A 21436-nucleotide genomic window follows, 5' to 3' on the forward strand; every position below is an offset into this window, starting at 1 on the left:
AATAATGGCTAATAATACGCTCATAATTTCCATGATTGTTAATTTATTTCTGCAATTAATACCTATTATCATTATAGGAGCTATCGCTTGGATTAGTCTTTCCCGAATAGCCAAAAGACTCGAACAAAAAGCGGAGGAAAGACTAATGCTAGAAAGGGAAAATTCAGCAAGAATAAACCAAAGATTAGATGAATTGAATCAAAGATTAGTAGTTATAGAGAAGATGCTTAAAGAAGTTGAATAACTTAAGAAATGATGACAAACAGCTTCCTAATCCTGGGAAGTTGTTTTTCATCATATTTTACAAGGTAAGAAGAGGGATTGAGGTGCGCTTATGAAACTCGGGTTGAGAAGAAATGAAGTGAAACTAAGTCAGTATTCGATGCAATGGGATAAAGAATACATAAAAATAAAGCAGGCTATTCTGCATGTGCTTCCACAATTAAGGAATAGAGTGGAGCATATTGGCAGTACAGCAATCAAAGGAATGACAGCTAAACCAGTACTGGATTTAGCAGTAGGAATAGATGATTTAACAAAAGTTGACCAAAAATTTTGTTATACATTAAAAAAATTAGGTTTTTTCAGGCTGCGTGTTGAAAGGCCGGAGGAAATCGTACTAGCAAAATTTACAGACGATACCTTTGAAGAAAAAACTCATTATCTCCATCTTGTTGAATATAATAAAGACCTTTGGAATAATTTCATCTTTTTTAGGGATTATTTAAATTCAAATAAAACAGCACGAGACATGTATACAAACCTTAAGACTAGTTTTATAGAGAAATATCCTACTGCCGGTATTGATAAATATACGGACTATAAGGCGCAATTTGTAGAAGATATTTATAAACGGAGAAAGGATTAATCGGTGCATGAACACTATTGTTGGAGGCGATTATGTCAAAAATAATAAAGCTCAAAGCGGCATTGAAATTAAGGATTATGATGAAAAATGGGAAGAGAGTTTTGGTCTTATTAAGCATGTTATAAAATCAGCTCTTGGTGACCTTATACTCTGTGTGGAGCATGTCGGAAGTACAGCAGTAAGAGGGCTTGGAGCGAAACCGATTTTAGATATTGATATCGTCATCGAAGATTATCGTATTCTTCCTGCTGTAGTCAAAGGACTGGAGGAAATAGGCTATTATCATCAGCAAGAATGGAGCTTTGAAGGCAGAGAAGCGTTTGGGAGAAGAGATTGTTTCGTTCCATGGGATAATCATTGTACAGATTGGCTGGAACATCATTTGTATGTATGTGATAAAGGAAGTGAAGAATTAGCTAGGCATCTTGCCTTTCGCAACTACCTTCGTAAGAATGCAGAAGCAGCAGCCGAATATACTAAATTAAAAAAAGACCTTGCAAGAACGGCAAAAGACAGGCAAGCATATACAAATTGCAAAACGGAATTTATCAGAGACATATTAAATAAAGAATGAAAGTGGAAAGGACTGTAAAAAAGGTCTAGTAGTAGTTTTTACAGTAAATTAATAACGTTTTAGAAACTTTTCCCAAATGAGTCCGTAAAGATACATGTAATAATTCAGGAGGTGTCTATATGAAAGAAAATAGAAGGGTCACACCAGAAGAATTCGCACATAAATTTTTAGATGGAGATTTTTTAAGCATTTATTCTCAAACAACAGAAGAATTTAAACAGGAAGTATCATTTGAACAATTAAAGGAACTCGGAGAATCCTTCAATAGCGGAGTAGACTGCTTTTCCTTAGAAATGAAAACAAATTTGAATAGAGATTTAACACAATATTTGTGGTTAGACAGCAGCCGAGACAAGGCTATGGTGGTTTTCTTTGCCCCGGATAATGTCATACATGGAATAAGACTTGCCCCCTTTATTTCCTATCCAGAAAGTGACCGTCAATTTAGCCGAAATGCTTATATAATGCCAATTAAAGAAGAATGGTTTGTTTTTTGGGGCGGCACTAATCAATTTATTAACTATCATTATCCTTATGAAAATCAAAGATATGCATATGATTTAGTCATTATGAAGGATGGTCTATCCTACCATGATTCTAGAAACAATCTGAGTAATTATTATGCCTTTAATAAAGAAATAACTGCACCAGCAGATGGCAAGATTTTAAAAATTGTAGATGGTATGAAAGACAATGCTATAGGTGAATTGAATTCGGAATATCCTGAAGGAAATTGCGTAATCATGGAACACCGCAATAATGAGTTTAGTATGCTTGCCCATTTAAAACAGGATTCCATTGTTGTAAAAGAGGGAGATTCAATAACGAAAGGTCAATTAATTGCTTTATGCGGTAATTCAGGTAATTCAACAGAACCTCATTTGCATTTTCAAGTTATGAATTCATCAAACTACCGAGAGGGTTCATCCATTCGTATTCGGTTTGAGAAAGGGTTAGATCCTATCCAAGGAGATTTTATTAGTCCTGCTTTCTTTTCCTAAAATAGAAAATGTTAATTGCTGCAATACAGCCATTTTTGTATTACGCCTAGTACGTTATTCGGTCGGAGGAGAAAATAATGAATTTAGGGAATCCAATAGCTACAGGCAATACAGCCAATCTATATTTATTGGACAGTAAAATAATGAAAGTTTTTAAAGATTTTTTACCGCAGGGTGAAGCTTATTATGAAGCTGAAAAACAACAGTATGCTTATTCTAAAGGGCTTAATGCTCCTAAAGTACTGGAAGTGAAAAATATAAATGACAGTCAGGCAATCGTTATGGAGTATATTTACGGGGAAACATTGGGGCAGCAATTATTAAATGATTTAGAGCATGCGGAGCGATACATGAAGCTTTTAATTAACGTACAAACATCCATTCATGCAGTTATAGTTGAAGCCGATGCATTAGAGCCTCTGCCAGAAAGACTCAAATCTAAGCTTCAAGCGGTTTCTTGTTTAAATGACATACAAAAGCAAGCCTTGCTTCTAAAATTGAAGAGTTTAAAGCATGAACACAGACTTTGTCATGGAGATCTTCATCCGTTTAATCTAATTGCAACAGACAAGGAAGTTTATATCATTGATTGGGTGGATGCTAGTGCTGGTGATAGGCAGGCAGATATATGCCGAACTTATTTATTGTTTTTGTCATTTTCTATAGAGTTAGCCGAGCTTTATATAGATATGTATTGTAAACATACAACCATTCTTAAAGGTGAATTACTCGAGTGGTTGCCAATAATCGCAGGCGCAAGGTTATATGAAAATGTATCTGCGGAAGAAAACAAACTATTGATGAAAATGGTAAACGAATACTGCAGCAGATAAAGCTGATTTTTACAGGATATACGTAAAAAATAAACTTAGAAATGGAGGATAATGGTGAGTGAAAAACTAATAAGAGTAGGCACAACTTATATCCCAGTTACTAATGTAGACCTTTCTGCAGAATGGTATGTACGGAATTCAGGTGCGGAGTTGAGTTATAAGGATGCTGATAAGGCTATCCTAAACCTGGCAAACCAAAGCTTATTTTTAGTTGCATCCCAACCTAACCAAACTGCAAACTTTTTGGATATATATGGTCAAGAACATTTCTCCATGACATTCGAAGTTAATGGATTACGCGAATTAGAAGCATTACATAACGAGTTTGTTTATAAAAAAATCCAAGTTGGTGACATAGAAGATAGAGGACACTCAGGACGTAACTTTGTATTTTCAGATATTGATGGCAATAAATTTGATGTTTGGAGTGAATGTAGTCCCAGTTTTAATATTTAGGTGAGTAGTTGAAATGTTAAGGCTGCAGTCTAGCAAATAAGAGATTAACAGCGCATATCGTTTATGATAATGAGTATATTTGTGGTCTATTAGATGATGGTCTTTTTAATGAAGGGCATGTTGAGGATATCGATGAGCTTAATACAAATACAGCAAATTCTGTCATACAAGCTTCTAGATTATTTGCACAAGCTCTTAAAAAGCTTTACCAGCCGGATTGTATAACGAGATGCCAAAATCGCGGCATCTTTAGCGAGTTATCTCATTTTCATATGCATGTTGTACCACGCTATAAGCATCAATCTTTTGCAGATTTTTACTTGGATACCTATCACAATAGCCATTTACAGAGAAGATTAGCAGAAACAAAGGAGAAACTAAAAGAAACCATTAAAAAATAGAGAAGGAAGATTTATGGCCCAATACTTTATAGATAGAAAATGCGAAGCAGAGAACTGTGATTCAAGGGGAAATCGTCCATTGAAAAATTGGGAAGGAACAGCATTAAACTGGTATTGTGAGGAGCACTTAAAAGTATATTGGCTGCGAAGAAACACTATGTTAGAAGCATTCATTCAATTAAATAGAGATATCGAGAAACGGAAAACGCTCAGTGAGAGGCATTTAAAACTATATAAATTATATACAGAGGAAAAGTCTTAAAAGTTGCTAGAAGGACAGATAATTAAATAGGTCGGTACCTTTCTATCCCAGTTGGATACTCCGATCAAAAATCAATAAATATTAGTCTAACTAGATGAAGGGTGATTAACATAAAACGGATAGCTAAAAAGGGTCACTGGCTTTTGTTCATATATGTTTGTTTTTCTTTTTTGAAAGATATTACTTCTGCTGTAAACATATCGGTAAAAATACTTTCAGGTCTATGTTTATTGGCAGGATTATTTGTTGTATTAGTTATAGAAAAAGGATAGTTAAGGAATAAAAAATTTGTTGTGCTTAAAACGCAAAATGAAAGGCAGGTGCGCACCTCCCCTTAAGGGATGCTTTGCACCAGCCTTTTTTATATATAAAAGATGTTTAATATCATCTGAATGGGTTGTGTTGAATGATTTGATGTCCTAATACAGCTACACCTGTTACTAATACTCCATTTATGATGGCTGAAAGGTTAAATCCATAAGCAAAAGTTCCAAGAATGATGGAGAATGCTAGTAAAATCCAAATAATTAGCCAATTAGGGATTTTGGGTGTTTGTTTAAGTGCATATCCAATCACCCATAGAACTGGTATGAAAACATAATAATTTTCGTTTATAAATGCCTTTAGTAGCTCCAATTCCATGTAGGTTCCCTCCTTTAATCCTCTTATGCTTCCATTCTATGAAAAAATCCTTTCTTTCGTTTGTTTGCATACCTATGAATAAAATATTTATAAAAATAACGGTGCATTCCCCCTGTCCTTTTTAGCACCATATGTCTATATAGAAAGGGAAAGGAGGTGATGTTAATCATGGCACAAATTGTGTTGAAAGAAACTAGTATTAAGCTGCATTTTCAAAACGGTGTTAAGGAAAATGGTGACCCCCAGTTAATCAGCAAAACCTTTAATCTCGTCAAGCCAACTGCTTCTGCTGATCAGATTCTGCAGGCAGCCGACTCTATTGAAACGATTGTGAGTTTCCCTGTTTATTCTGTAACAAAGCATGAAAGCTATGATATTTCAAGATAAAGAAATCTTGCATAGAAAGGTGGTGAAAAGAATGGCGAAAACACTTGAATTGACCTTTAGCGCCGCAAATGGCAAACAGTCTAAACTAACTTTAGGTGAGCCGCAGGAGCCAATAGATTTGGAAGCTATGAAAACGGCAATGGACAGCATTATTGCAGCCGACGTTTTTACTACAGCTAATGGTGATTTAATTTCCCCGAAAGGTGCACGGGTAATTGAACGAAATGTTACCGAGTATGAACTGTAGCAGAAGAAGGGGCAGTTTTTTTCCTGTCCCTTTTTAACTAAAAGAAGAGGTGAAGGCAATGACTGAATGGATGGCAGTAATCAGTGAAGCTGGCTTTCCAATCGCTGTCAGTATGTATTTACTGTACAGGATTGAAATAAGATTAGACTCGATGATTCAGTCAATTGATAGTCTGCCAGATAGGATGAAATAATAGTAATAAAATTTCTGGGGTAATTATCTGAAAAATGAAAGGGTTTTCTATTGACAATAATAACTAAAAATGTTAAATTTACATTAACCGTTAGTTAACGTATTTACGTGTTACAGCCTTTTTTTCATAGTTTTAAAGATTGGCATTCGTAATAAAAATGCGGGATAAAATGGTAATTTTAAGGGAAGCTTTTTAGCTAATAGGAGGATATTTTCATGAACAACGGCAAAGTAAAATGGTTTAATGCAGAAAAAGGTTTCGGATTTATTGAACAAGAAAACGGAAACGACGTATTTGTACACTATTCTGCTATTCAAACAGAAGGCTTCAAGTCTTTAGAAGAAGGACAAGAAGTTGAATTTGAAGTAGTAGAAGGCGCACGTGGCCCTCAAGCTGCTAATGTTAATAAAAAATAATATACTAACATAAATATATTAGGGGATGCTTCCACAAGAAGCATCCCCTAATTTGTATTGTCAAAAAATCTCATAAACTGCAAAACTCAATTGTTTGCTATAATGAAGGATAGTCTCCATAGTAATACTAGATAACGAAATTTTAATATATATAGTTTTTTGAGGTGATAGATTTGAAATTCATTCATACTGCAGATTGGCATTTAGGAAAGCTTGTTCATGGTTTGTATATGACAGAGGACCAAAGGCATATGCTTAATCAATTTGTTGAGCTTGCGAAGGAAGAACAGCCGGATGGCATTATTATTGCCGGGGATTTATATGATCGCTCCATACCTCCTACAGAAGCAGTGAACCTGCTTGATGAGGTGTTATATACCATTAACGTTGAATTGAATATTCCGATTCTAGCTGTTTCTGGCAATCATGACAGTGCAGAACGATTGTCTTTCGGAAGCTCATGGTATAAACAAAACAAATTTTTCTTAAACGGCAAAATCGAAAATAGCCTTGCGCCAATTCATATGAAAGGCGTTAACTTTTATTTAGTTCCTTATTGTGAGCCGGTAACTGTAAGAGAATTTCTCGGAGATTCTTCCATCGTTAATCACCATGATGCAATGAAAGCAATCGTCGGCAAAATAGAAGCTCAATTGAATGCGAGCGAACCGAATATCCTTATAGGACATAGCTTCGTTCTAGGCGGGAAAACAACAGACTCAGAAAGAGTCCTGTCTGTTGGTGGTTCAGGCTGTGTCGGTGCAGAAGTGTTCGCGCCTTTTTCGTACACTGCTTTAGGCCATCTTCACAGTCCAGATGCTTTAAATCATCAATCAGTTAAATATTCAGGCAGTTTAATGAAGTATTCCTTTTCAGAAGCAAAACAGCGTAAATCTGTATCTATTATCGAAATGGATGATAAAGGCAACTTCACAGAGCGTTTCCATACCTTTACACCAAAAAAAGACATGCGAGAATTAGAGGGATATATGGAAGAATTGCTCGATCCAAGCTTTTATGGGCAGCAAAAAATAGATGATTATTTAAAAATAACGATTTTAGATGAAGGAGCCATTTTGGATCCTATTCAAAAGCTGAGACAGGTGTACCCAAACGTTCTTCATCTTGAACGTAAATTAGAAAATATTGATAAAAAGAAAAAGTCATCTTTAACAGAAAAAGACCAGAAGCGAAAAACAGAGCTTGATTTATTTATGTCCTTTTATGAAGAGATGACAACAGCTGAGTTTACAGAAGAAAAGCGCCAGATGATTAGTGATGTCATCAATCAGGTCAGAAGGGAGGAAGCGTTGAAATGAGGCCTCTAAAATTGACAATGCAGGCCTTTGGGCCGTATGCAAAAACAGAAGTAATCGATTTTACTAAGCTTGGAACTCGGACAATGTTCGTTATTTCAGGCAAAACAGGTGCAGGGAAAACGACGATTTTTGATGGCATAAGCTATGCTATCTATGGAAAAGCAAGCGGAGAAGACCGGAATGGCCCTGAATTGCGAAGCCAATTTGCAAGTGACTCTTTATCAACAGAAGTGAGCCTTGATTTTAAATTAAGGGATAAACGGTATCTTATCACAAGGTCACCACAGCAGGAGAAGAAGAAAGAAAGAGGCGACGGCTTCACAACAATTGGCGCAAAAGCAGAGTTATATGTGTATGACGAAAATGGGGAATTAAAGAATATTGCGTCTTCCATTCGTGATGTTGAGGAAAAAATTAAAGAGATAATGCAAATTGACAGCAATCAATTTCGCCAAATTCTTATGATACCACAAGGAGAGTTCAGAAAGCTTCTCACTTCAGACAGCAAGGAGAAGGAAGCGATTCTTCAGCGTCTCTTCCATACCGAAATATATAAATATATGGAGGAAAAGCTGAAGGAAAAATCCTCTCATCTAAAGAAGAATGTGGAGCAGCAACTGTTAATGCGCGCATCTGCTCTTTCCAATATTACTAGCCTATTTGTAGATGAATTGAAAGAATTGCTTCTGCAAGGTAATGATAATGATGTTGTCCTAATGCCGCTTCTTCAAAAGGAATTACAAGCAATGGCGCAAACAGCAGTTCAGTTAAAAACAGAATTGGAAGCAAAGCATAAAGAACGGGATGACCTTAACAATAAAGTGTTTGAGGCAGAAGCTGTTTTAAAGCAAATGAAGCTAAGGGAAGAATTGAAAGAGCAAAAAGATAAGCTCGAACAACAGCGCGAAGCTGTCGAAACGAACGAAAAGACAGCATTATTGGCCCAAAAGGCTGCATTGCTTACCCAACAGGAGGAAATTTGCCATCATTTAAAAAGACAGCTGGACAGATGTGAGCAACAAAAAAATGATTTGACTGCTATTCTTGAAAAAATTTCCGAAAATATAATCCAAGCAGAAAAAGCTTTTCACCAGGAAGTGGATAAAGAGCCGGAACGAAAAAAGCTGTCTGAATATATTGCTTATCTAAAAACAATCCAGCATGATGTGGAGCAGTTTTCTAAATTAGAAGAAGCCGTAGTCAAGGCGTCTGCGCAAATAAGCCAGCAAGAAGCAAACAAGCAGTTTCTAGTAAAAGAAAAAGCCCAGCACGAAAAAGACGTTCAAGCATTAAAAGCAAACAAGCAAGAACTTGAAAAAAATAAACTTACCCTTTTGGAAAACAAAGGAATATTAGCAGATAAAAGATACTTATTGGAAAAGCTTGAAAAGCTTATATCCGTTGAAAATAAAATTGCAGAACGCACAGTAGAAGTCCAAAACAAAACGAAATTGGCAGCCCATAATACGGCCCGCTTCGAGGATGCTAAAGCGCTTGTTGAGAAACTAGAGGAGAACTGGCTTGCAGCACAAAGCTACCATTTAGCTCAAACACTTGAACAAGACAAGCCATGTCCTGTCTGTGGCAGCACGCATCACCCTAACCCTAAAAACAACCATGGAACAATGCCGACACAGGAAGATATTAAAAGTGCGAAAGCAGATTTAGCTGTCATTGAGAAGGAAAAGATTGCTGCAGAAAATGACTTGCTGCAGACAAATTCGCAAATTAGCTTCCTAGAAGAGCAGAAGACGGCAACAAGAGTGGAACTAGAAGAGGTTAGACAGGATGCTGTAAGTAAATCTGCTGCAGACATGAAGCAAATAGTACTACAGGAAACAGAAGAATTAGAGCGTGAGCAGCGCAAGTTAGAGCATTCTGCAAGCAAGCTCGAAAAGCTTAATAGTACGATTACAGAGCTGGAAAAGGCAATGGATGTAAATACTGCTCGTATGGAAAAGACAACAGAGCAAATTCATCTGTTAACCTTAAAAAAGACAGAATCAGAATCAGCCCTTAATACAATGAGGAATGCAGTCCCAGAAAATCTGCGGAACAGTGCTAGCTTTAAACAGGAGCTCTCAGCCTCTGAGTCTAAGCTTGCTCTTCTGGAGGAAGCATACAGCAAATCACAGGCTGCCTTGCAGGAAATGAAAACGAAACAGCAAAAAGAACTTGGCATTATGGAAAGCTTGGACAAGCAGCATAAGGATATTGCTGCGAACCTGCAAACAGAACGGAAAATTTTCTTGGATAAGATGACAGGAGAAGGTTTTTCCACATACGGACAATTTCATCAAGCGAAGCTGCCTGCAAGTGAGATTGAAGCATTGCTGGTTAGCATACAGCAATATAAGGAACAATACCGTTCAATTAGGGATCGCTATCATGATTTGGACGAAATACTTCGGGATGTGAAAACACCTGATATGGAATCACTGTTGGCAAGACGGAAAGACTTGGATGAAGTCATCAGCCAGAAGCAGCAGGAGCATACAAATCTGCTCATAAAAGAAAATGATAATAAAGAAATTATGAGCAAGGTGGAGAAAATCAATCAAGAAATTAAAGAACTAGAAGAGAGCTATAAGCTTATCGGTCATTTATATGATATTACAAGAGGGCAGAACACATACAGAATGACGTTTGAGCGTTATGTATTGGCGGCATTCCTTGATGATATATTAAAAGAGGCCAACAGCAGGCTTGTGAAGATGACAAGCGGAAGATATCAGCTCATGAGAAAGAAGGACAGATCGAAAGGAAATGTTCAAAGTGGGCTTGAGCTGCTTGTCTTTGACCAATATACTGGACAAGAACGGCATGTTAAAACTTTATCAGGCGGAGAAAGCTTTAAAGCTGCCTTGTCGTTAGCATTGGGACTTGCAGATGTTGTTCAAGCATATGCTGGCGGTGTTTCTTTGGAAACCATGTTCATTGATGAAGGATTTGGAACATTAGATCCTGAATCATTAGATCAAGCAATTGAAACATTGATGGAAATTCAAAGCTCCGGCAGATTGGTTGGAATTATTTCTCATGTGCCTGAGTTAAAGGAAAGAATTGATGTACAATTAGAAGTTATTGCAGGACAAAGCGGAAGCACCACTCAGTTCCATCATTTGTTTTAATAGACAGATAAAGTAGCAATACACTAGGGATATACTCCTAGTGTATTGCTTTTTTTGCTTTGCGCTTTCTTTCTTTTATATGGTAATACAGTAATCATCCGGAAAAATACTAGGCTTAATATACTGTTTTCTGTGAACGTTTATAGTATTTTTATACTTGCTGCTGCAAAAAAGGAAATGAACACCAAAACATCCAGCTTTTACGCATAGGAATCTAGCAGGTTAGTTATTAGAATAAAAGTCAGATAGACAACAACACACCAAAAGGAGAATGCTGCTACATGAAAAAACAGCTGCTAACTGTTTGTGCAACAGCGACTATATTTTTTGCCGGATTTCAAACAAATGCAAGTGCTCATGAAAAGAAGTATGTAGTAAAATCAGGAGATACATTATGGAAGATTTCTGCTGCCAATAATGTTTCTGTTGCGAATCTTACTGCTTATAATAATTTAAATGGTTCTATTATTAAGGTAGGACAAGAGCTGACATTGCTTCCGACTCATATTCATTACACGGTGAAAAGCGGTGATGCATTGTCTAAAATTGCTGTCACGTATAATACGACAGCAGCAAAGATTAAAGAATGGAACGGTTTGACAAGCGATATCATTAAAGTTGGTCAATCATTAATGATCGTCACGTCTCAAGGTACAGCTACGAATACTACTGAAACAGCTTCAACAGTGACAACGTACAAGGTTGCCAGCGGAGACTCGTTATGGTCGATTGCAACAAAGTTTAAGATTACAGTCGATCAATTAAAAACGTGGAATAAGTTAAGCACAGACACCATTTATGTTGGACAAGCCTTAAATGTTAAGGCACCTGCATCTGGCGAGTCAACTGCTCCCACTCAAAACACAGCTAGTAAAGCTGATGCATTAATTGCTGAAGCACAAAAATATATTGGTGTTCCGTACGTATGGGGCGGAAGTACACCATCTGGTTTTGACTGCAGCGGGTTCATTAATTATGTTTTCTCAAAAGTAGGTCTTTCTATTCCTAGAACAGTTGCAACAATTTGGAATGCTGGAACTCAAGTTTCAACACCTGAAGTAGGCGATATCGTGTTTTATGAGACAACTTCTGGTCCATCACATGCTGGTATTTATATGGGGAATAATAAATTTATTCATGCTGGATCTTCAACAGGTGTTACAATTACAGATATGAGCAATTCATACTGGAAACCACGTTATTTAGGCGTAAAATCATATTTCTAATAAATAGAGAACTCCTTTCTATATCAGTATTGCTCGGAAATCTCGAGGAGCTTTAATTGCTAATAAAGAAAGAGGCTTTCTAAGATAATTAGGGCATGGCTTTTTATCACAAAAGTGATTTTTAGCACATGTCCTTTTTGGTTGTCCTGCTATAATGGACGGTGAATAAGCGTCCTATATTTTTTTTATTATTTGACTTCTGAATAATAAGAAAAATAAAAAAATACAACGAAATGGAAAATTTGTAGTACTATTTTGATAAAAAGCGACTTAAACATAGTTTCAAAATAGATTTTTAGTTAGTACACATGTTTAATTAGTATATAGGACAGTTGCGAATAGCTGCAAAATCTGGCCATTATTAGTAAAATGGAAAAAGGGGCATAATGCATGAGATTTTTTTTAGTAGATGATGATGGAGCAATCCGATCTGTAATGAGGCATATCATTGAGGGTGAAAAGCTTGGCTCTGTTATTGGAGAAGCGGAAACAGGCTGTAAAGTGACAAGCAATGTATTGCAATTTAATGATATCGACATTGTCATCATGGATTTACTGATGCCAGAGCGTGATGGTATTGAAACAATAAAGTCCTGGAACAGAGAGTTTAAAGGCAAAGTTATCATGCTTTCTCAAGTTGAAACAAAAGAATTAATCGGCGATGCCTATGCTGAAGGCGTTGATTATTATGTGACAAAACCAATTAACAAAAAGGAATTAGTTGCTGTTATAAATAAAGTGATTCAATCCATTCAGCTGGAGAAAACCGTTAATGATATTCGCTGTTCACTTAACAGTTTATTGACTTCAAATGGGAAAAACACCGCAGACGGTACAGCAGTTGCTCAAGCAAGTGTAAAAATTGTCGAATCAGCAGAGTTTTTGCTGTCAGAACTTGGTATCATCGGGGAAAACGGCAGTAAAGATTTACTGGAAATGGTTCAATATTTATATGAACATGAAATAAATGATGGGTTTGATCTTCATTTTCCTTCTTTAAAGGAGCTGTTTGAAAAGCTGTCATTTATGAGACTTGGCGAAGCAGCATCACCACTTGAGCTGAACAGAGAGACGAAAGCTAGTGAACAGCGGGTGCGGAGGGCCATTTATCAATCGATTACCCATTGGGCGAACATTGGTTTAAGTGCGTCAACTAATGCAAAATTTGAAAATTACGCGACAAAGTTTTTTGATTTTTCAACTATAAGGTGTAAGATGACAGAGCTCAGCAATGAACAGGAAGTTTCACCAAAGCAAGTGAAAATTCACACGAAAAAGTTTATCCAAGTGCTTTATTTTGAGGCGAAAAAGTTAAGCAGCAGCAGGTGATATAAATATGTGTTGCTATTTGTTAACTAAGCAATAATATTATAGAAGAAACAAGGAGAGAATTATTGAAAAAAACAAATAAAAGAAAGAGCAGGAATATTGCCAGCTTCCTTTTAGTTTGTCTGATTTTATGTCTATTTGTTGTTGTGTACTGGCAGGAAAAGCAGCCTGTAAAAAAAGAAAATGTTCCAATGCCGACAGAACTAAATGAGACCGTTGCTAAAAAAAGAGATGAGCTAATAAGCTTAGCAGCAGACAAAGGAATCAATGTGGTTATAACGGCAGATTTCAGAAGCGCAGAGGAACAGGATGAACTGTATGCCCAAGGCAGGACTGCAGATGGAGATATTGTGACAAATGCTAAGGGCGGCGAATCCTATCATAACTATGGATTGGCAATCGATTTTGCCTTAATGAATATAAATGGGGAAGTCATTTGGGATATGGAATATGACGGAAACGGCAATTCAAAAGATGACTGGTCGGAGGTTGTCGAAATAGCTAAATCCTTAGGATTTGAGTGGGGCGGCGATTGGATCAGCTTTAAGGATTATCCACATTTTCAAATGGACTTCGGTTTATCGATTGAAGACTTGCAAAATGGGGAACGTCCATAAAAAAACAGCAGCAAAATGACATTGCCGCTGTTTTTTTTTATGAATAATTTAAGTTATTTAACCATTTCACTCCATACATAAGCATAAATTAAGTTTGCCGTTGCCTCAATCGAGGAAAAATGCGTTCTTTCATACGCATGAGATGAATCAATTCCAGGACCAATTAATCCATGTATAATATCATGTCCTGATCGGATGGCAGCAGAAGCATCGGAGCCGTAATAGGGGTAAATATCAAGCTGGTATGGAATACTGTTATCTTCTGCGAGCTTCACCAGCTTTTTACGGAGCCCTAAATGATAAGGACCGCTTGCATCTTTTACGCAAATGGAAACAGTATACTCATCTGTTGATTGGCCATCACCCATTGCACCCATATCAACTGCCAAATACTCAACCGTTTCTGCTGGTATATTGGAATTTCCGCCATAGCCAATTTCTTCGTTATTGGAAATAAGGAAATGAGTTGTATAGGGTAGAGTATCTGTTGCAGCTTGCAGTTTCTTTATAATATGCAAAAGAATTGCAACACTAGCTTTATCGTCTAAGTGACGAGATTTAATAAAGCCTGATTTAGTCATTTCTACCCTTGGATAAAACGATACAAAATCACCTACAGCAATTCCTAATTTTTTAACATCCTCTGCAGTAGAGACACGTTCGTCGATTCTGACTTCCATGTTTGCCTGGTTTCTTTCGGCCTTGGCTGCATCTTTATATACATGAACAGATGCTTGATGAAGCAGAATGGTTCCTGTGTATACATCGCCTGTTGCCGTTTCGATGCGGCAGTTTTCTCCTTCAATGCTGTTGTAGGTGAAGCCGCCTATTAAGTCAAGACGAAGCCTTCCATTTGCTTTAATTTCCTTCACCATTGCTCCTAGTGTATCGACATGTGCAGTCAGCATCCTATGTTTGTCTGAGCTTTTACCACCAATGGTTGCAATCAAGCCGCCTTTATTATTTCTTTTCGTGCTGATTCCGTCAGCTTGCAGCTGATGTTCTATGTATTCAATAATGGTATCGGTATTGCCAGAAGGGCTGCTTATATTTAATAAGCCCTCTAGTGTCTCAAAGAACTCCTCTTTGTTCCAGTTATTCATGCTAATTCCTCCTGCTAAAGTATCTATTTTATTATACTTGAAAAATTCTGGAAGATATAGTTTAAAGAAATCCCTGAAATAGGAGGGAAAAATTAATTTGATTAACGAAGTATTTTGATTCTTTTTACTTATAGTATTTCACTAGCATTTTTTTTGTAATTAATGTAAGATGGGTTTAATTTGAAGAATTTATATGCTTTTTGTAAACACTATGTGAAGGATATTAGTGGAAAAGAAGGCATATTTATTTATTTCTCTTTGAATCATCCTGTGTTATAATTTTAAACGGTATTTTGATGTAAAGGCAAAACACATCTCGATTAAGGCTGAACATAGGCTTTTACTAATTGTATTAGGATTAGACAATAAAATTTACAAAAAAAAGGCTAAGTAAGAAGCCGATGAAATCAGTATTGGATTTTTTGCTACAAACTTGAATTGAGGTGAATATGATTGAAAGGTACAGCGGAATTAATGAAGAAATTTTTCTCTAAACATTCTTCTTTCTTTTTAATCGCCATTATTTTATTTTGGATGAAAACGTATATTGCTTATAAGGTTGAGTTCAGCCTTGGAGTCGAAGGTGCACTGCAGCAATTCCTTCTGTTCTTAAACCCGTTAAGCTCTGCTTTATTCTTTATAGGACTTGCTTTGTTTATTAAAGGAAAAGCACAATCAATCATGATAGTTGTCATAAGTGGAATCATGTCTGCATTGCTTTATGCAAATATCGTGTACTACCGATTCTTTACAGACTTTATCACCGTTCCTGTTGTTATGCAGGTGAAGGTGAACGGTGGCCAGCTCAGCGACAGCATCAACTCGCTGATGAGCATATTTGATATCCTGTATTTCCTGGATGTGATTATACTAATAGTATTGCTGGCAACGAAAGTTTATAAACCTAAAGTTCAAAAAAATAGAAGAACTGCCAAATCTGTGTTTGCTCTTGCAATCTTGGTGTTTATCATCAACTTAGGTCTTGCAGAAGCAGATCGTCCACAGCTTTTAAGCAGATCATTTGACCGAAACTATTTGGTGAAATATTTGGGCGCATATAACTTTACGATTTATGATGTCGTGCAGAATGCCCGCTCAGAAAGCCAAAGAGCTCTTGCTGACAGCAGTGATATAACGGAAGTGCAAAACTATATCAACGCTAACTTCGCAGAGCCGAATTCCGTTTATTATGGAAAAGCGGAAGGCAAAAACGTCGTTTATATTTCTCTTGAATCACTGCAAAGCTTTATTATTAACTACAAGCTTAACGGAGAAGAAGTTACGCCGTTCTTGAATTCTCTTGTTGGTAACCAAAACACATTCTATTTCGAAAACTTCTTCCATCAAACAGGCCAGGGGAAAACCTCTGACGCTGAGTTCATGATGGATAACTCTTTGTATGGAATGAGCCAAGGCTCAGTGTTCGTGAACAAAGCGCAAAACACATTGCAGTCTGCTCCAGCTATCCTGAAGACAAAAGGCTATGTTTCTGCGGCGTTCCACGGTAACTACAAGACTTTCTGGAACAGAAATGAAATGTACAAATCAATTGGTTATGATTATTTCTTTGATGCAGAATACTATGATATGTCCGAAGAAAATACAAAGAACTACGGTATGAAGGATATTCCTTTCTTTAAGGAAAGCATGCCGCTCTTAAAATCATTGCAACAGCCGTTCTATACAAAATTCATCACATTGTCTAACCACCATCCTTTTGAAATGGATGAAGGAGATACGGACTTCCCTGCTGGTGATTTTGGCGATTCTGTTGTAAACGACTATTTCCAATCTGCTCATTATCTTGATGAGTCGATTAAAGAATTCTTCAGCTACTTGAAAGAGGAAGGTTTATATGACGACACAATGGTTGTCATGTACGGAGACCATTATGGTATTTCTGAAAACCATAATACTGCAATGGCAAAGGTTATGGGTGTTGATGAAATTACACCGTTAATGAATGCGCAGCTGCAACGTGTCCCATTATTCATTCACGTTCCTGGTGCTGAAGGAAAAGTTGTCAGCGAGTATGGCGGCGACGTTGATGTTATGCCGACAGTGCTTCATTTATTAGGCGTAGACACAAAGGATTATCTGCAAATCGGATCTGATTTGCTGTCAAAAGATCATCGTGAAACAATACCGTTCCGTAACGGAGACTATGTGTCACCGACCGTAACAAAAATCGGAGACAATTGTTATGATACGAATAGTGGTGATTTATTAGACAGCAAAGAATGTGCACAGCAAGCAGAAAGTGCAGCAGCAGAGCTGCAAACATCTGATGCTATCGTAAATAAAGATTTGCTGCGTTTCTATACGCCAAAAGGGTTCACGCCAATTAATCGAGATGATTACAGCTATGTAAAAAATGGTGAAGATTCAACAGAGTCTGAAACAGAAACAAATGCAACAACAGATAGTGGCGAATAAAAGTAAAGCCGTTTATCCAATTGGATAAACGGCTTTTTTATTTGCAAACAACAGCTTTTATTCCTTTTATATAAGCTTTATAAAAATTGTACTTTTATTTCTCAAAAAGTACTTGTAACAGCGATAGGATGGGAGTATTATTACTAGTGGAAAAGTTCAGAATTCGAAATAAATTTTGATAGGAAAAACTATTCGATAAAAGGATGGATTCAATAATGGATGAGCATGAACAGGTGAATAGCGCTAATGAAAAATGGAGTATTAAAAACGGGATTTATACTACTCTCATTCTTAATATCTCTAATAATTATTTTCCTCTTTTCGCTATTAGTGTTCTTGGTGTTAGTAACTATGAGCTTGGACTGATCGGCTCATTGCCGCAATTTGTTGGAATGTTTGCGATGATTATAGGTTCCGTCATCATGAACAGGCTTCAAAGTAAAAAAATGTTTACAGTATATTCCTTTATGATGGCGCGTATCTTTCTAATTGGGATGGCATTAGTTGTTTTCCTGCCAGAGACAATGCAAAGCTGGACATTTATTCTCCTTGTCGCTTTGATGAATCTGCCTTTTTCCTTTGCTAATTTATCATGGCAGGCTTTAATTGCTGATATCGTTTCAGAAACGAGGCGAAATATATTTTTTAGCACGCGCAATAAGGTTATGACAATTGTAGCAATGATATCAAACTTTCCTTGTCGGTTTGTTTCTGCAGCTGTTTGATTCAAGCAATCCGTTGCCATACCAGCTGTTATTTATCGCTGCCTTCCTTTGCGGGATAGTTGAAATTATCTATTTAAAAAGACATGTCGAACCGATAAAAGAAAAACCAAAAACAGCTGTTAAAAAATCATTGTTTGGTTTAACAGTTTTTAAGCATAAACCTTTTTTATATTTTCTGCTATGCAGTTTGTTTTTTAATTTTGCATGGCAAATGTGCTGGTCATTATTCAGCATCTATCAAATAAAGTACGCTGGAGCTACTGGTTTATGGATCAGTTTGTTTGCTGTCGCCAACTCCATCGGACAAATTGTCAGCTTTAAATGGTGGGGCAGGATGGCTGAAAAGCATTCCCATTCTAAAATGCTTGTCCTTGTATCGTTAGGGATGGCAACAACTCCATTTATGACGGTGCTATCCACTAATTTACCTTATATAGTTGCTGTTAATCTCCTTGCTGGACTATTCGTGTCAGGAACGGTTCTGCTATTGTTTAATCAGCTGCTGGACAGCACCAATGAAGAAACAAGAAGTCAAAGTATATCAAATTATAATATCCTTTTGGCACTTGTTGCATTTGTAGCACCCCAAGCAGGTGTAGTGCTGCTGGAAATGACGAATATATACAGTGCGATGAATATATCATCTGTTTTGAGAGCGTTAAGCGGTGTATTTTTCTTTGCTTATTACGTATACTTAAAGAGAAAAGATACGCTTCTTTTGAAAAGAACCGCGGCGAAGATTTAAAAAATGAAAACGCAAAAAATCCCATGCTTCTTATTAGCATGGGATGATTTCTATAGATATGTAAAGAAAATTATGATATACTTGAAAAGTTATAAATAACAACATATAAAAATATTTATAACTATCTAATATTATATTATCATAAAAAATCCTGCTTGTCAAATAGTAAAGTACAAGGAGTGGTAGAAAAAATGAGCAAAAAGGATATAGAAGAAATCTCAACAGAGCAACAAAGAGCAGATATGGTAATACAGGAAATCGGCAAAAAAATAAATAAATTAGAAGCAAACAGAAAAGAAGTTGGCGGTGATGCAGGACACCTTCGTGAAACTTTTTGGGAAGATGTCACGGTTAACCTTGACGAGCCTGATGACGTCTTAGAGACGCATATCAGTCTTAGACAGCAGGCAGAACTGTTGGGTGAAAGAGAGCGAAGCATCGGCCAAATACATAAGCAGCTAAAGACATTAGAGAAACTGCAGTACTCACCATACTTTGGCCGAATTGATTTTAAGGAAGAAGGCGAAGAAGCAGAAGCCATTTATATTGGCATTACTTCCTTGATGGACCAAAACGAAGAAAATTTCTTAATATATGATTGGAGAGCGCCTATTTCCAGTGTCTATTATGATTATTCGCCAGGTGCGGCTGCATATATGACACCAGAAGGAGAAATTGGCGGAGAGCTTTTATTAAAAAGGCAATTTCTGATTCGTGATGGAAAAATTCTAAATCTTTTTGATACTGGCGTAACGATCGGTGACGAATTGCTCCTTGAGGTGCTCGGCACTAATGCAAGCTCGATGATGAAAAGCATTGTCGCCACCATTCAAAAGGAGCAGAACAAAATCATCCGCAATGAAACGAGCAAATATTTAATCGTTCAAGGCGTCGCAGGCAGCGGCAAAACTTCGGCTGCACTGCAGCGTGTCGCATTTCTCCTTTACAGGCACCGTAAGACACTTAAATCGGATAATATCATGCTGTTTTCACCCAATCCGTTATTTAACAGCTATGTCTCCACCGTTCTTCCTGAATTAGGAGAGGAGAATATGCAGCAGACAACTTGGCATGAGTATATTGTCAATCGTGTTGGAAAATCATTAGAAGTGGAAGATCCCTTTTCCCAGCTGGAAGCTCTTCTTTCCGATGAGGATGTGCAAAGCCATAAGCTCCGTCTTGCAGGGATTCAATATAAGAGCAGTCTTTCCTTTAAAAATGAGCTTGATAAATATGTAGAAGGATTAATGCAGGAAGGGATTGTTTTTAAAGATATCTCTTTCCGAAAGAAAGTCCTGATTTCTAAGGAAGAATTAGAACGGAAATTTTATGAGTCCGAAGAGCATATCACTATACCTAATAGAATGCAGCTTCTAAAGGACTGGGCACAAGCAGAAATGCGCAAGCATGCGAAAACAGAAAGAAAACAGAGCTGGGTCGATGAGGAAATGATGCTTCTGGATAAAGAAGATTATTTAAATGCCTTTAAAGAAGCACAGAAAAAAAATAATGACTTAGATGAGTTTACTTATTTTGACAAAGAAGAAGTTGTTCTTCGCAGGGTAATTGTGAACAAACGGTTTAAATCAATTTATAAAAGGATAAAAAATCTCCGGTTTATCGATTACAGCCAAATATACAAAAACGCATTAAGGGAGATTACGCCAACGCCAGCAGAGCTGTCAAACACAGACTGGGACAAAATTATCACTGATACATCGGAGAATCTAGAAAAGAGATTGCTTTGGAATGAAGATGGAACACCTTACTCCTATTTGAAGGATAAGCTTGAAGGGAAAAAAGCAAGCACAAGCATCAGGCAAGTGTTTATCGATGAGGCACAAGACTATTCCGCTTTCCAAATCAGCTATATAAAAGAGCTTTTCCCGTACAGTAAAATGACATTTTTAGGTGACTTAAACCAGGCTATCTTTGCACATGGAAATGATGAATTTATACGGGATGGCAATGAAGACGTCGAGAAAATTACTCTAACGAAAAGTTATCGTTCCACGAAAGAAATCATCGAGTTTACTAGAAGTTTAACTCATAATGGGGATGACATTGAGCCATTTAACCGTCATGGAAATAAGCCAGTCGTTAAGGAAGCTGCTGATAAAGCAGTAATCTTGGCTAATTTGCAAGGAGATTTGCAGACATTAAAAGAGGCGGGTCATAAAACAATTGCAGTCATCTGTAAAACACAAAAGGAAAGTACAGAAGTATATGACTCCTTAAAAGGATTAGGCGGTGTCCGCTTATTAGAAAAGGGAACTATTTCTTACGAAAAGGGTATTTCTGTTGTTCCTGCCTACTTGGCAAAAGGAATTGAATTTGACGCTGTTATCCTTTATAACAGCTCAGCATATGTGAATGAGCTCGAAAAAGAACTTTTTTATACTGCCTGCACAAGAGCAATGCATGAATTGTATGTTTATAAAGAAAAAGATAAACCTAGTCCATTCCTAAATAATATTGCGGAAGATACTTACACATATATAAAAATTTCAAATTAATCTTAATCG

At 36.9% G+C, this 21436-nt stretch carries 23 protein-coding genes; 21 read left to right on the forward strand and 2 right to left on the reverse strand.

Features of this window, described 5'->3' with window-relative positions; translation table 11 throughout:
- Nucleotides 1-4 precede the first annotated feature (4 nt).
- The 8 genes from ACLIJJ_RS12670 (at nt 5) to ACLIJJ_RS12705 (ending at nt 4395) form a co-directional block, all read left to right on the forward strand.
- Nucleotides 5-244 carry a hypothetical protein gene (locus ACLIJJ_RS12670; RefSeq protein WP_233314049.1) on the forward strand — a complete coding sequence of 80 codons (240 nt, stop codon included), beginning with the start codon at nt 5-7 and terminating at the stop codon, nt 242-244.
- Between the two features lie 90 nt (nt 245-334).
- Nucleotides 335-868 carry a GrpB family protein gene (locus tag ACLIJJ_RS12675; protein ID WP_411411005.1) on the forward strand — a complete coding sequence of 178 codons (534 nt, stop codon included), beginning with the start codon at nt 335-337 and terminating at the stop codon, nt 866-868.
- A 7-nt stretch (nt 869-875) separates the two neighbouring features.
- Nucleotides 876-1442, forward strand: coding sequence for a GrpB family protein (locus tag ACLIJJ_RS12680; RefSeq protein ID WP_411411006.1), 567 nt, complete (start codon nt 876-878; stop codon nt 1440-1442).
- Nucleotides 1443-1561: 119 nt separating this feature from the next.
- Nucleotides 1562-2443 carry a M23 family metallopeptidase gene (locus ACLIJJ_RS12685; RefSeq protein WP_411411007.1) on the forward strand — a complete coding sequence of 294 codons (882 nt, stop codon included), beginning with the start codon at nt 1562-1564 and terminating at the stop codon, nt 2441-2443.
- Nucleotides 2444-2520: 77 nt separating this feature from the next.
- Nucleotides 2521-3276, forward strand: coding sequence for a phosphotransferase (locus tag ACLIJJ_RS12690; RefSeq protein WP_411411008.1), 756 nt, complete (start codon nt 2521-2523; stop codon nt 3274-3276).
- A gap of 54 nt (nt 3277-3330) precedes the next feature.
- A complete protein-coding gene (locus ACLIJJ_RS12695; RefSeq protein WP_411228694.1) occupies nt 3331-3732 on the forward strand; it encodes a VOC family protein in 402 nt (133 codons plus the stop codon).
- Between the two features lie 128 nt (nt 3733-3860).
- Nucleotides 3861-4133 carry an HIT family protein gene (locus ACLIJJ_RS12700; RefSeq protein WP_411411068.1) on the forward strand — a complete coding sequence of 91 codons (273 nt, stop codon included), beginning with the start codon at nt 3861-3863 and terminating at the stop codon, nt 4131-4133.
- 79 nt (nt 4134-4212) lie between these two features.
- Nucleotides 4213-4395 carry a hypothetical protein gene (locus ACLIJJ_RS12705; protein ID WP_237941317.1) on the forward strand — a complete coding sequence of 61 codons (183 nt, stop codon included), beginning with the start codon at nt 4213-4215 and terminating at the stop codon, nt 4393-4395.
- 384 nt (nt 4396-4779) lie between these two features.
- On the opposite strand, the gene ACLIJJ_RS12710 is transcribed toward ACLIJJ_RS12705, so the two are convergent.
- Nucleotides 4780-5037: a phage holin family protein gene (locus ACLIJJ_RS12710; protein ID WP_233314042.1), complete on the reverse strand. Its 258-nt coding sequence runs from the start codon at nt 5035-5037 to the stop codon at nt 4780-4782.
- Between the two features lie 168 nt (nt 5038-5205).
- Here ACLIJJ_RS12710 and ACLIJJ_RS12715 point away from each other — a divergent pair, with 168 nt between their 5' ends.
- The 9 genes from ACLIJJ_RS12715 to ACLIJJ_RS12755 all read left to right on the forward strand — a co-directional run bounded on the left by ACLIJJ_RS12715 (nt 5206) and on the right by ACLIJJ_RS12755 (nt 13902).
- The gene (locus tag ACLIJJ_RS12715; protein ID WP_233314041.1) at nt 5206-5424 is read left to right on the forward strand and encodes a DUF1659 domain-containing protein; all 219 of its coding nucleotides are present in this window, start codon (nt 5206-5208) and stop codon (nt 5422-5424) included.
- Between the two features lie 31 nt (nt 5425-5455).
- A complete protein-coding gene (locus tag ACLIJJ_RS12720) occupies nt 5456-5671 on the forward strand; it encodes a DUF2922 domain-containing protein (protein WP_233314040.1) in 216 nt (71 codons plus the stop codon).
- Between the two features lie 58 nt (nt 5672-5729).
- On the forward strand, nt 5730-5864 hold the full coding sequence (locus tag ACLIJJ_RS12725; RefSeq protein WP_233314039.1) for a YvrJ family protein: 135 nt from the start codon (nt 5730-5732) through the stop codon (nt 5862-5864).
- 215 nt (nt 5865-6079) lie between these two features.
- A complete protein-coding gene (locus ACLIJJ_RS12730) occupies nt 6080-6280 on the forward strand; it encodes a cold-shock protein (RefSeq protein ID WP_233314038.1) in 201 nt (66 codons plus the stop codon).
- A gap of 173 nt (nt 6281-6453) precedes the next feature.
- Entirely contained in the window at nt 6454-7599 is a 1146-nt protein-coding gene (locus ACLIJJ_RS12735; protein WP_237941319.1) for an exonuclease SbcCD subunit D, read from the forward strand.
- Nucleotides 7596-10730: an AAA family ATPase gene (locus ACLIJJ_RS12740; RefSeq protein ID WP_411411009.1), complete on the forward strand. Its 3135-nt coding sequence runs from the start codon at nt 7596-7598 to the stop codon at nt 10728-10730. Before ACLIJJ_RS12735 ends, ACLIJJ_RS12740 begins: the two co-directional genes overlap by 4 nt.
- Before the next feature lie 281 nt (nt 10731-11011).
- On the forward strand, nt 11012-11956 hold the full coding sequence (locus ACLIJJ_RS12745; protein WP_233314035.1) for a C40 family peptidase: 945 nt from the start codon (nt 11012-11014) through the stop codon (nt 11954-11956).
- A gap of 390 nt (nt 11957-12346) precedes the next feature.
- Nucleotides 12347-13285, forward strand: coding sequence for a response regulator (locus ACLIJJ_RS12750; RefSeq protein ID WP_233314034.1), 939 nt, complete (start codon nt 12347-12349; stop codon nt 13283-13285).
- A 65-nt stretch (nt 13286-13350) separates the two neighbouring features.
- Nucleotides 13351-13902, forward strand: coding sequence for a M15 family metallopeptidase (locus ACLIJJ_RS12755; RefSeq protein ID WP_233314033.1), 552 nt, complete (start codon nt 13351-13353; stop codon nt 13900-13902).
- A 53-nt stretch (nt 13903-13955) separates the two neighbouring features.
- Here the strand turns inward: ACLIJJ_RS12755 and ACLIJJ_RS12760 are convergent, their stop codons facing one another.
- Nucleotides 13956-15005, reverse strand: a complete 1050-nt coding sequence (locus ACLIJJ_RS12760) for a M42 family metallopeptidase (RefSeq protein ID WP_233314032.1) — start codon at nt 15003-15005, stop codon at nt 13956-13958.
- Nucleotides 15006-15479: 474 nt separating this feature from the next.
- Between ACLIJJ_RS12760 and ltaS the strand changes: the two genes are divergently transcribed.
- From ltaS to helD, 4 genes are all read left to right on the forward strand, one after another.
- Nucleotides 15480-17441, forward strand: a complete 1962-nt coding sequence (gene ltaS, locus ACLIJJ_RS12765) for a lipoteichoic acid synthase (RefSeq protein WP_411411069.1) — start codon at nt 15480-15482, stop codon at nt 17439-17441.
- Between the two features lie 203 nt (nt 17442-17644).
- Nucleotides 17645-18166 carry an MFS transporter gene (locus tag ACLIJJ_RS12770; protein WP_411411010.1) on the forward strand — a complete coding sequence of 174 codons (522 nt, stop codon included), beginning with the start codon at nt 17645-17647 and terminating at the stop codon, nt 18164-18166.
- A complete protein-coding gene (locus tag ACLIJJ_RS12775; protein ID WP_411411011.1) occupies nt 18147-18911 on the forward strand; it encodes an MFS transporter in 765 nt (254 codons plus the stop codon). Before ACLIJJ_RS12770 ends, ACLIJJ_RS12775 begins: the two co-directional genes overlap by 20 nt.
- Before the next feature lie 191 nt (nt 18912-19102).
- On the forward strand, nt 19103-21427 hold the full coding sequence (gene helD / locus ACLIJJ_RS12780) for an RNA polymerase recycling motor HelD (RefSeq protein WP_233314030.1): 2325 nt from the start codon (nt 19103-19105) through the stop codon (nt 21425-21427).
- Nucleotides 21428-21436 lie beyond the last annotated feature (9 nt).

The organism is Niallia laureatilytica (assembly GCF_046613985.1).
Taxonomy (GTDB): domain Bacteria; phylum Bacillota; class Bacilli; order Bacillales; family Cytobacillaceae; genus Niallia.

Excerpts from the sequence above, each read along its gene's own strand:
- ACLIJJ_RS12745 (WP_233314035.1), top strand. The coding sequence starts at position 11,012 with ATGAAAAAACAGCTGCTAACTGTTTGTGCAACAGCGACTATATTTTTT.
- ltaS (WP_411411069.1), top strand. The coding sequence starts at position 15,480 with ATGAAGAAATTTTTCTCTAAACATTCTTCTTTCTTTTTAATCGCCATT.
- ACLIJJ_RS12760 (WP_233314032.1), bottom strand. The coding sequence starts at position 15,005 with ATGAATAACTGGAACAAAGAGGAGTTCTTTGAGACACTAGAGGGCTTA.
- ACLIJJ_RS12710 (WP_233314042.1), bottom strand. The coding sequence starts at position 5,037 with ATGGAATTGGAGCTACTAAAGGCATTTATAAACGAAAATTATTATGTT.
- ACLIJJ_RS12740 (WP_411411009.1), top strand. The coding sequence starts at position 7,596 with ATGAGGCCTCTAAAATTGACAATGCAGGCCTTTGGGCCGTATGCAAAA.
- ACLIJJ_RS12730 (WP_233314038.1), top strand. The coding sequence starts at position 6,080 with ATGAACAACGGCAAAGTAAAATGGTTTAATGCAGAAAAAGGTTTCGGA.
- ACLIJJ_RS12675 (WP_411411005.1), top strand. The coding sequence starts at position 335 with ATGAAACTCGGGTTGAGAAGAAATGAAGTGAAACTAAGTCAGTATTCG.
- ACLIJJ_RS12670 (WP_233314049.1), top strand. The coding sequence starts at position 5 with ATGGCTAATAATACGCTCATAATTTCCATGATTGTTAATTTATTTCTG.
- ACLIJJ_RS12720 (WP_233314040.1), top strand. The coding sequence starts at position 5,456 with ATGGCGAAAACACTTGAATTGACCTTTAGCGCCGCAAATGGCAAACAG.
- helD (WP_233314030.1), top strand. The coding sequence starts at position 19,103 with ATGAGCAAAAAGGATATAGAAGAAATCTCAACAGAGCAACAAAGAGCA.
- ACLIJJ_RS12690 (WP_411411008.1), top strand. The coding sequence starts at position 2,521 with ATGAATTTAGGGAATCCAATAGCTACAGGCAATACAGCCAATCTATAT.
- ACLIJJ_RS12715 (WP_233314041.1), top strand. The coding sequence starts at position 5,206 with ATGGCACAAATTGTGTTGAAAGAAACTAGTATTAAGCTGCATTTTCAA.
- ACLIJJ_RS12750 (WP_233314034.1), top strand. The coding sequence starts at position 12,347 with ATGAGATTTTTTTTAGTAGATGATGATGGAGCAATCCGATCTGTAATG.
- ACLIJJ_RS12725 (WP_233314039.1), top strand. The coding sequence starts at position 5,730 with ATGACTGAATGGATGGCAGTAATCAGTGAAGCTGGCTTTCCAATCGCT.
- ACLIJJ_RS12685 (WP_411411007.1), top strand. The coding sequence starts at position 1,562 with ATGAAAGAAAATAGAAGGGTCACACCAGAAGAATTCGCACATAAATTT.
- ACLIJJ_RS12770 (WP_411411010.1), top strand. The coding sequence starts at position 17,645 with ATGGATTCAATAATGGATGAGCATGAACAGGTGAATAGCGCTAATGAA.
- ACLIJJ_RS12680 (WP_411411006.1), top strand. The coding sequence starts at position 876 with ATGAACACTATTGTTGGAGGCGATTATGTCAAAAATAATAAAGCTCAA.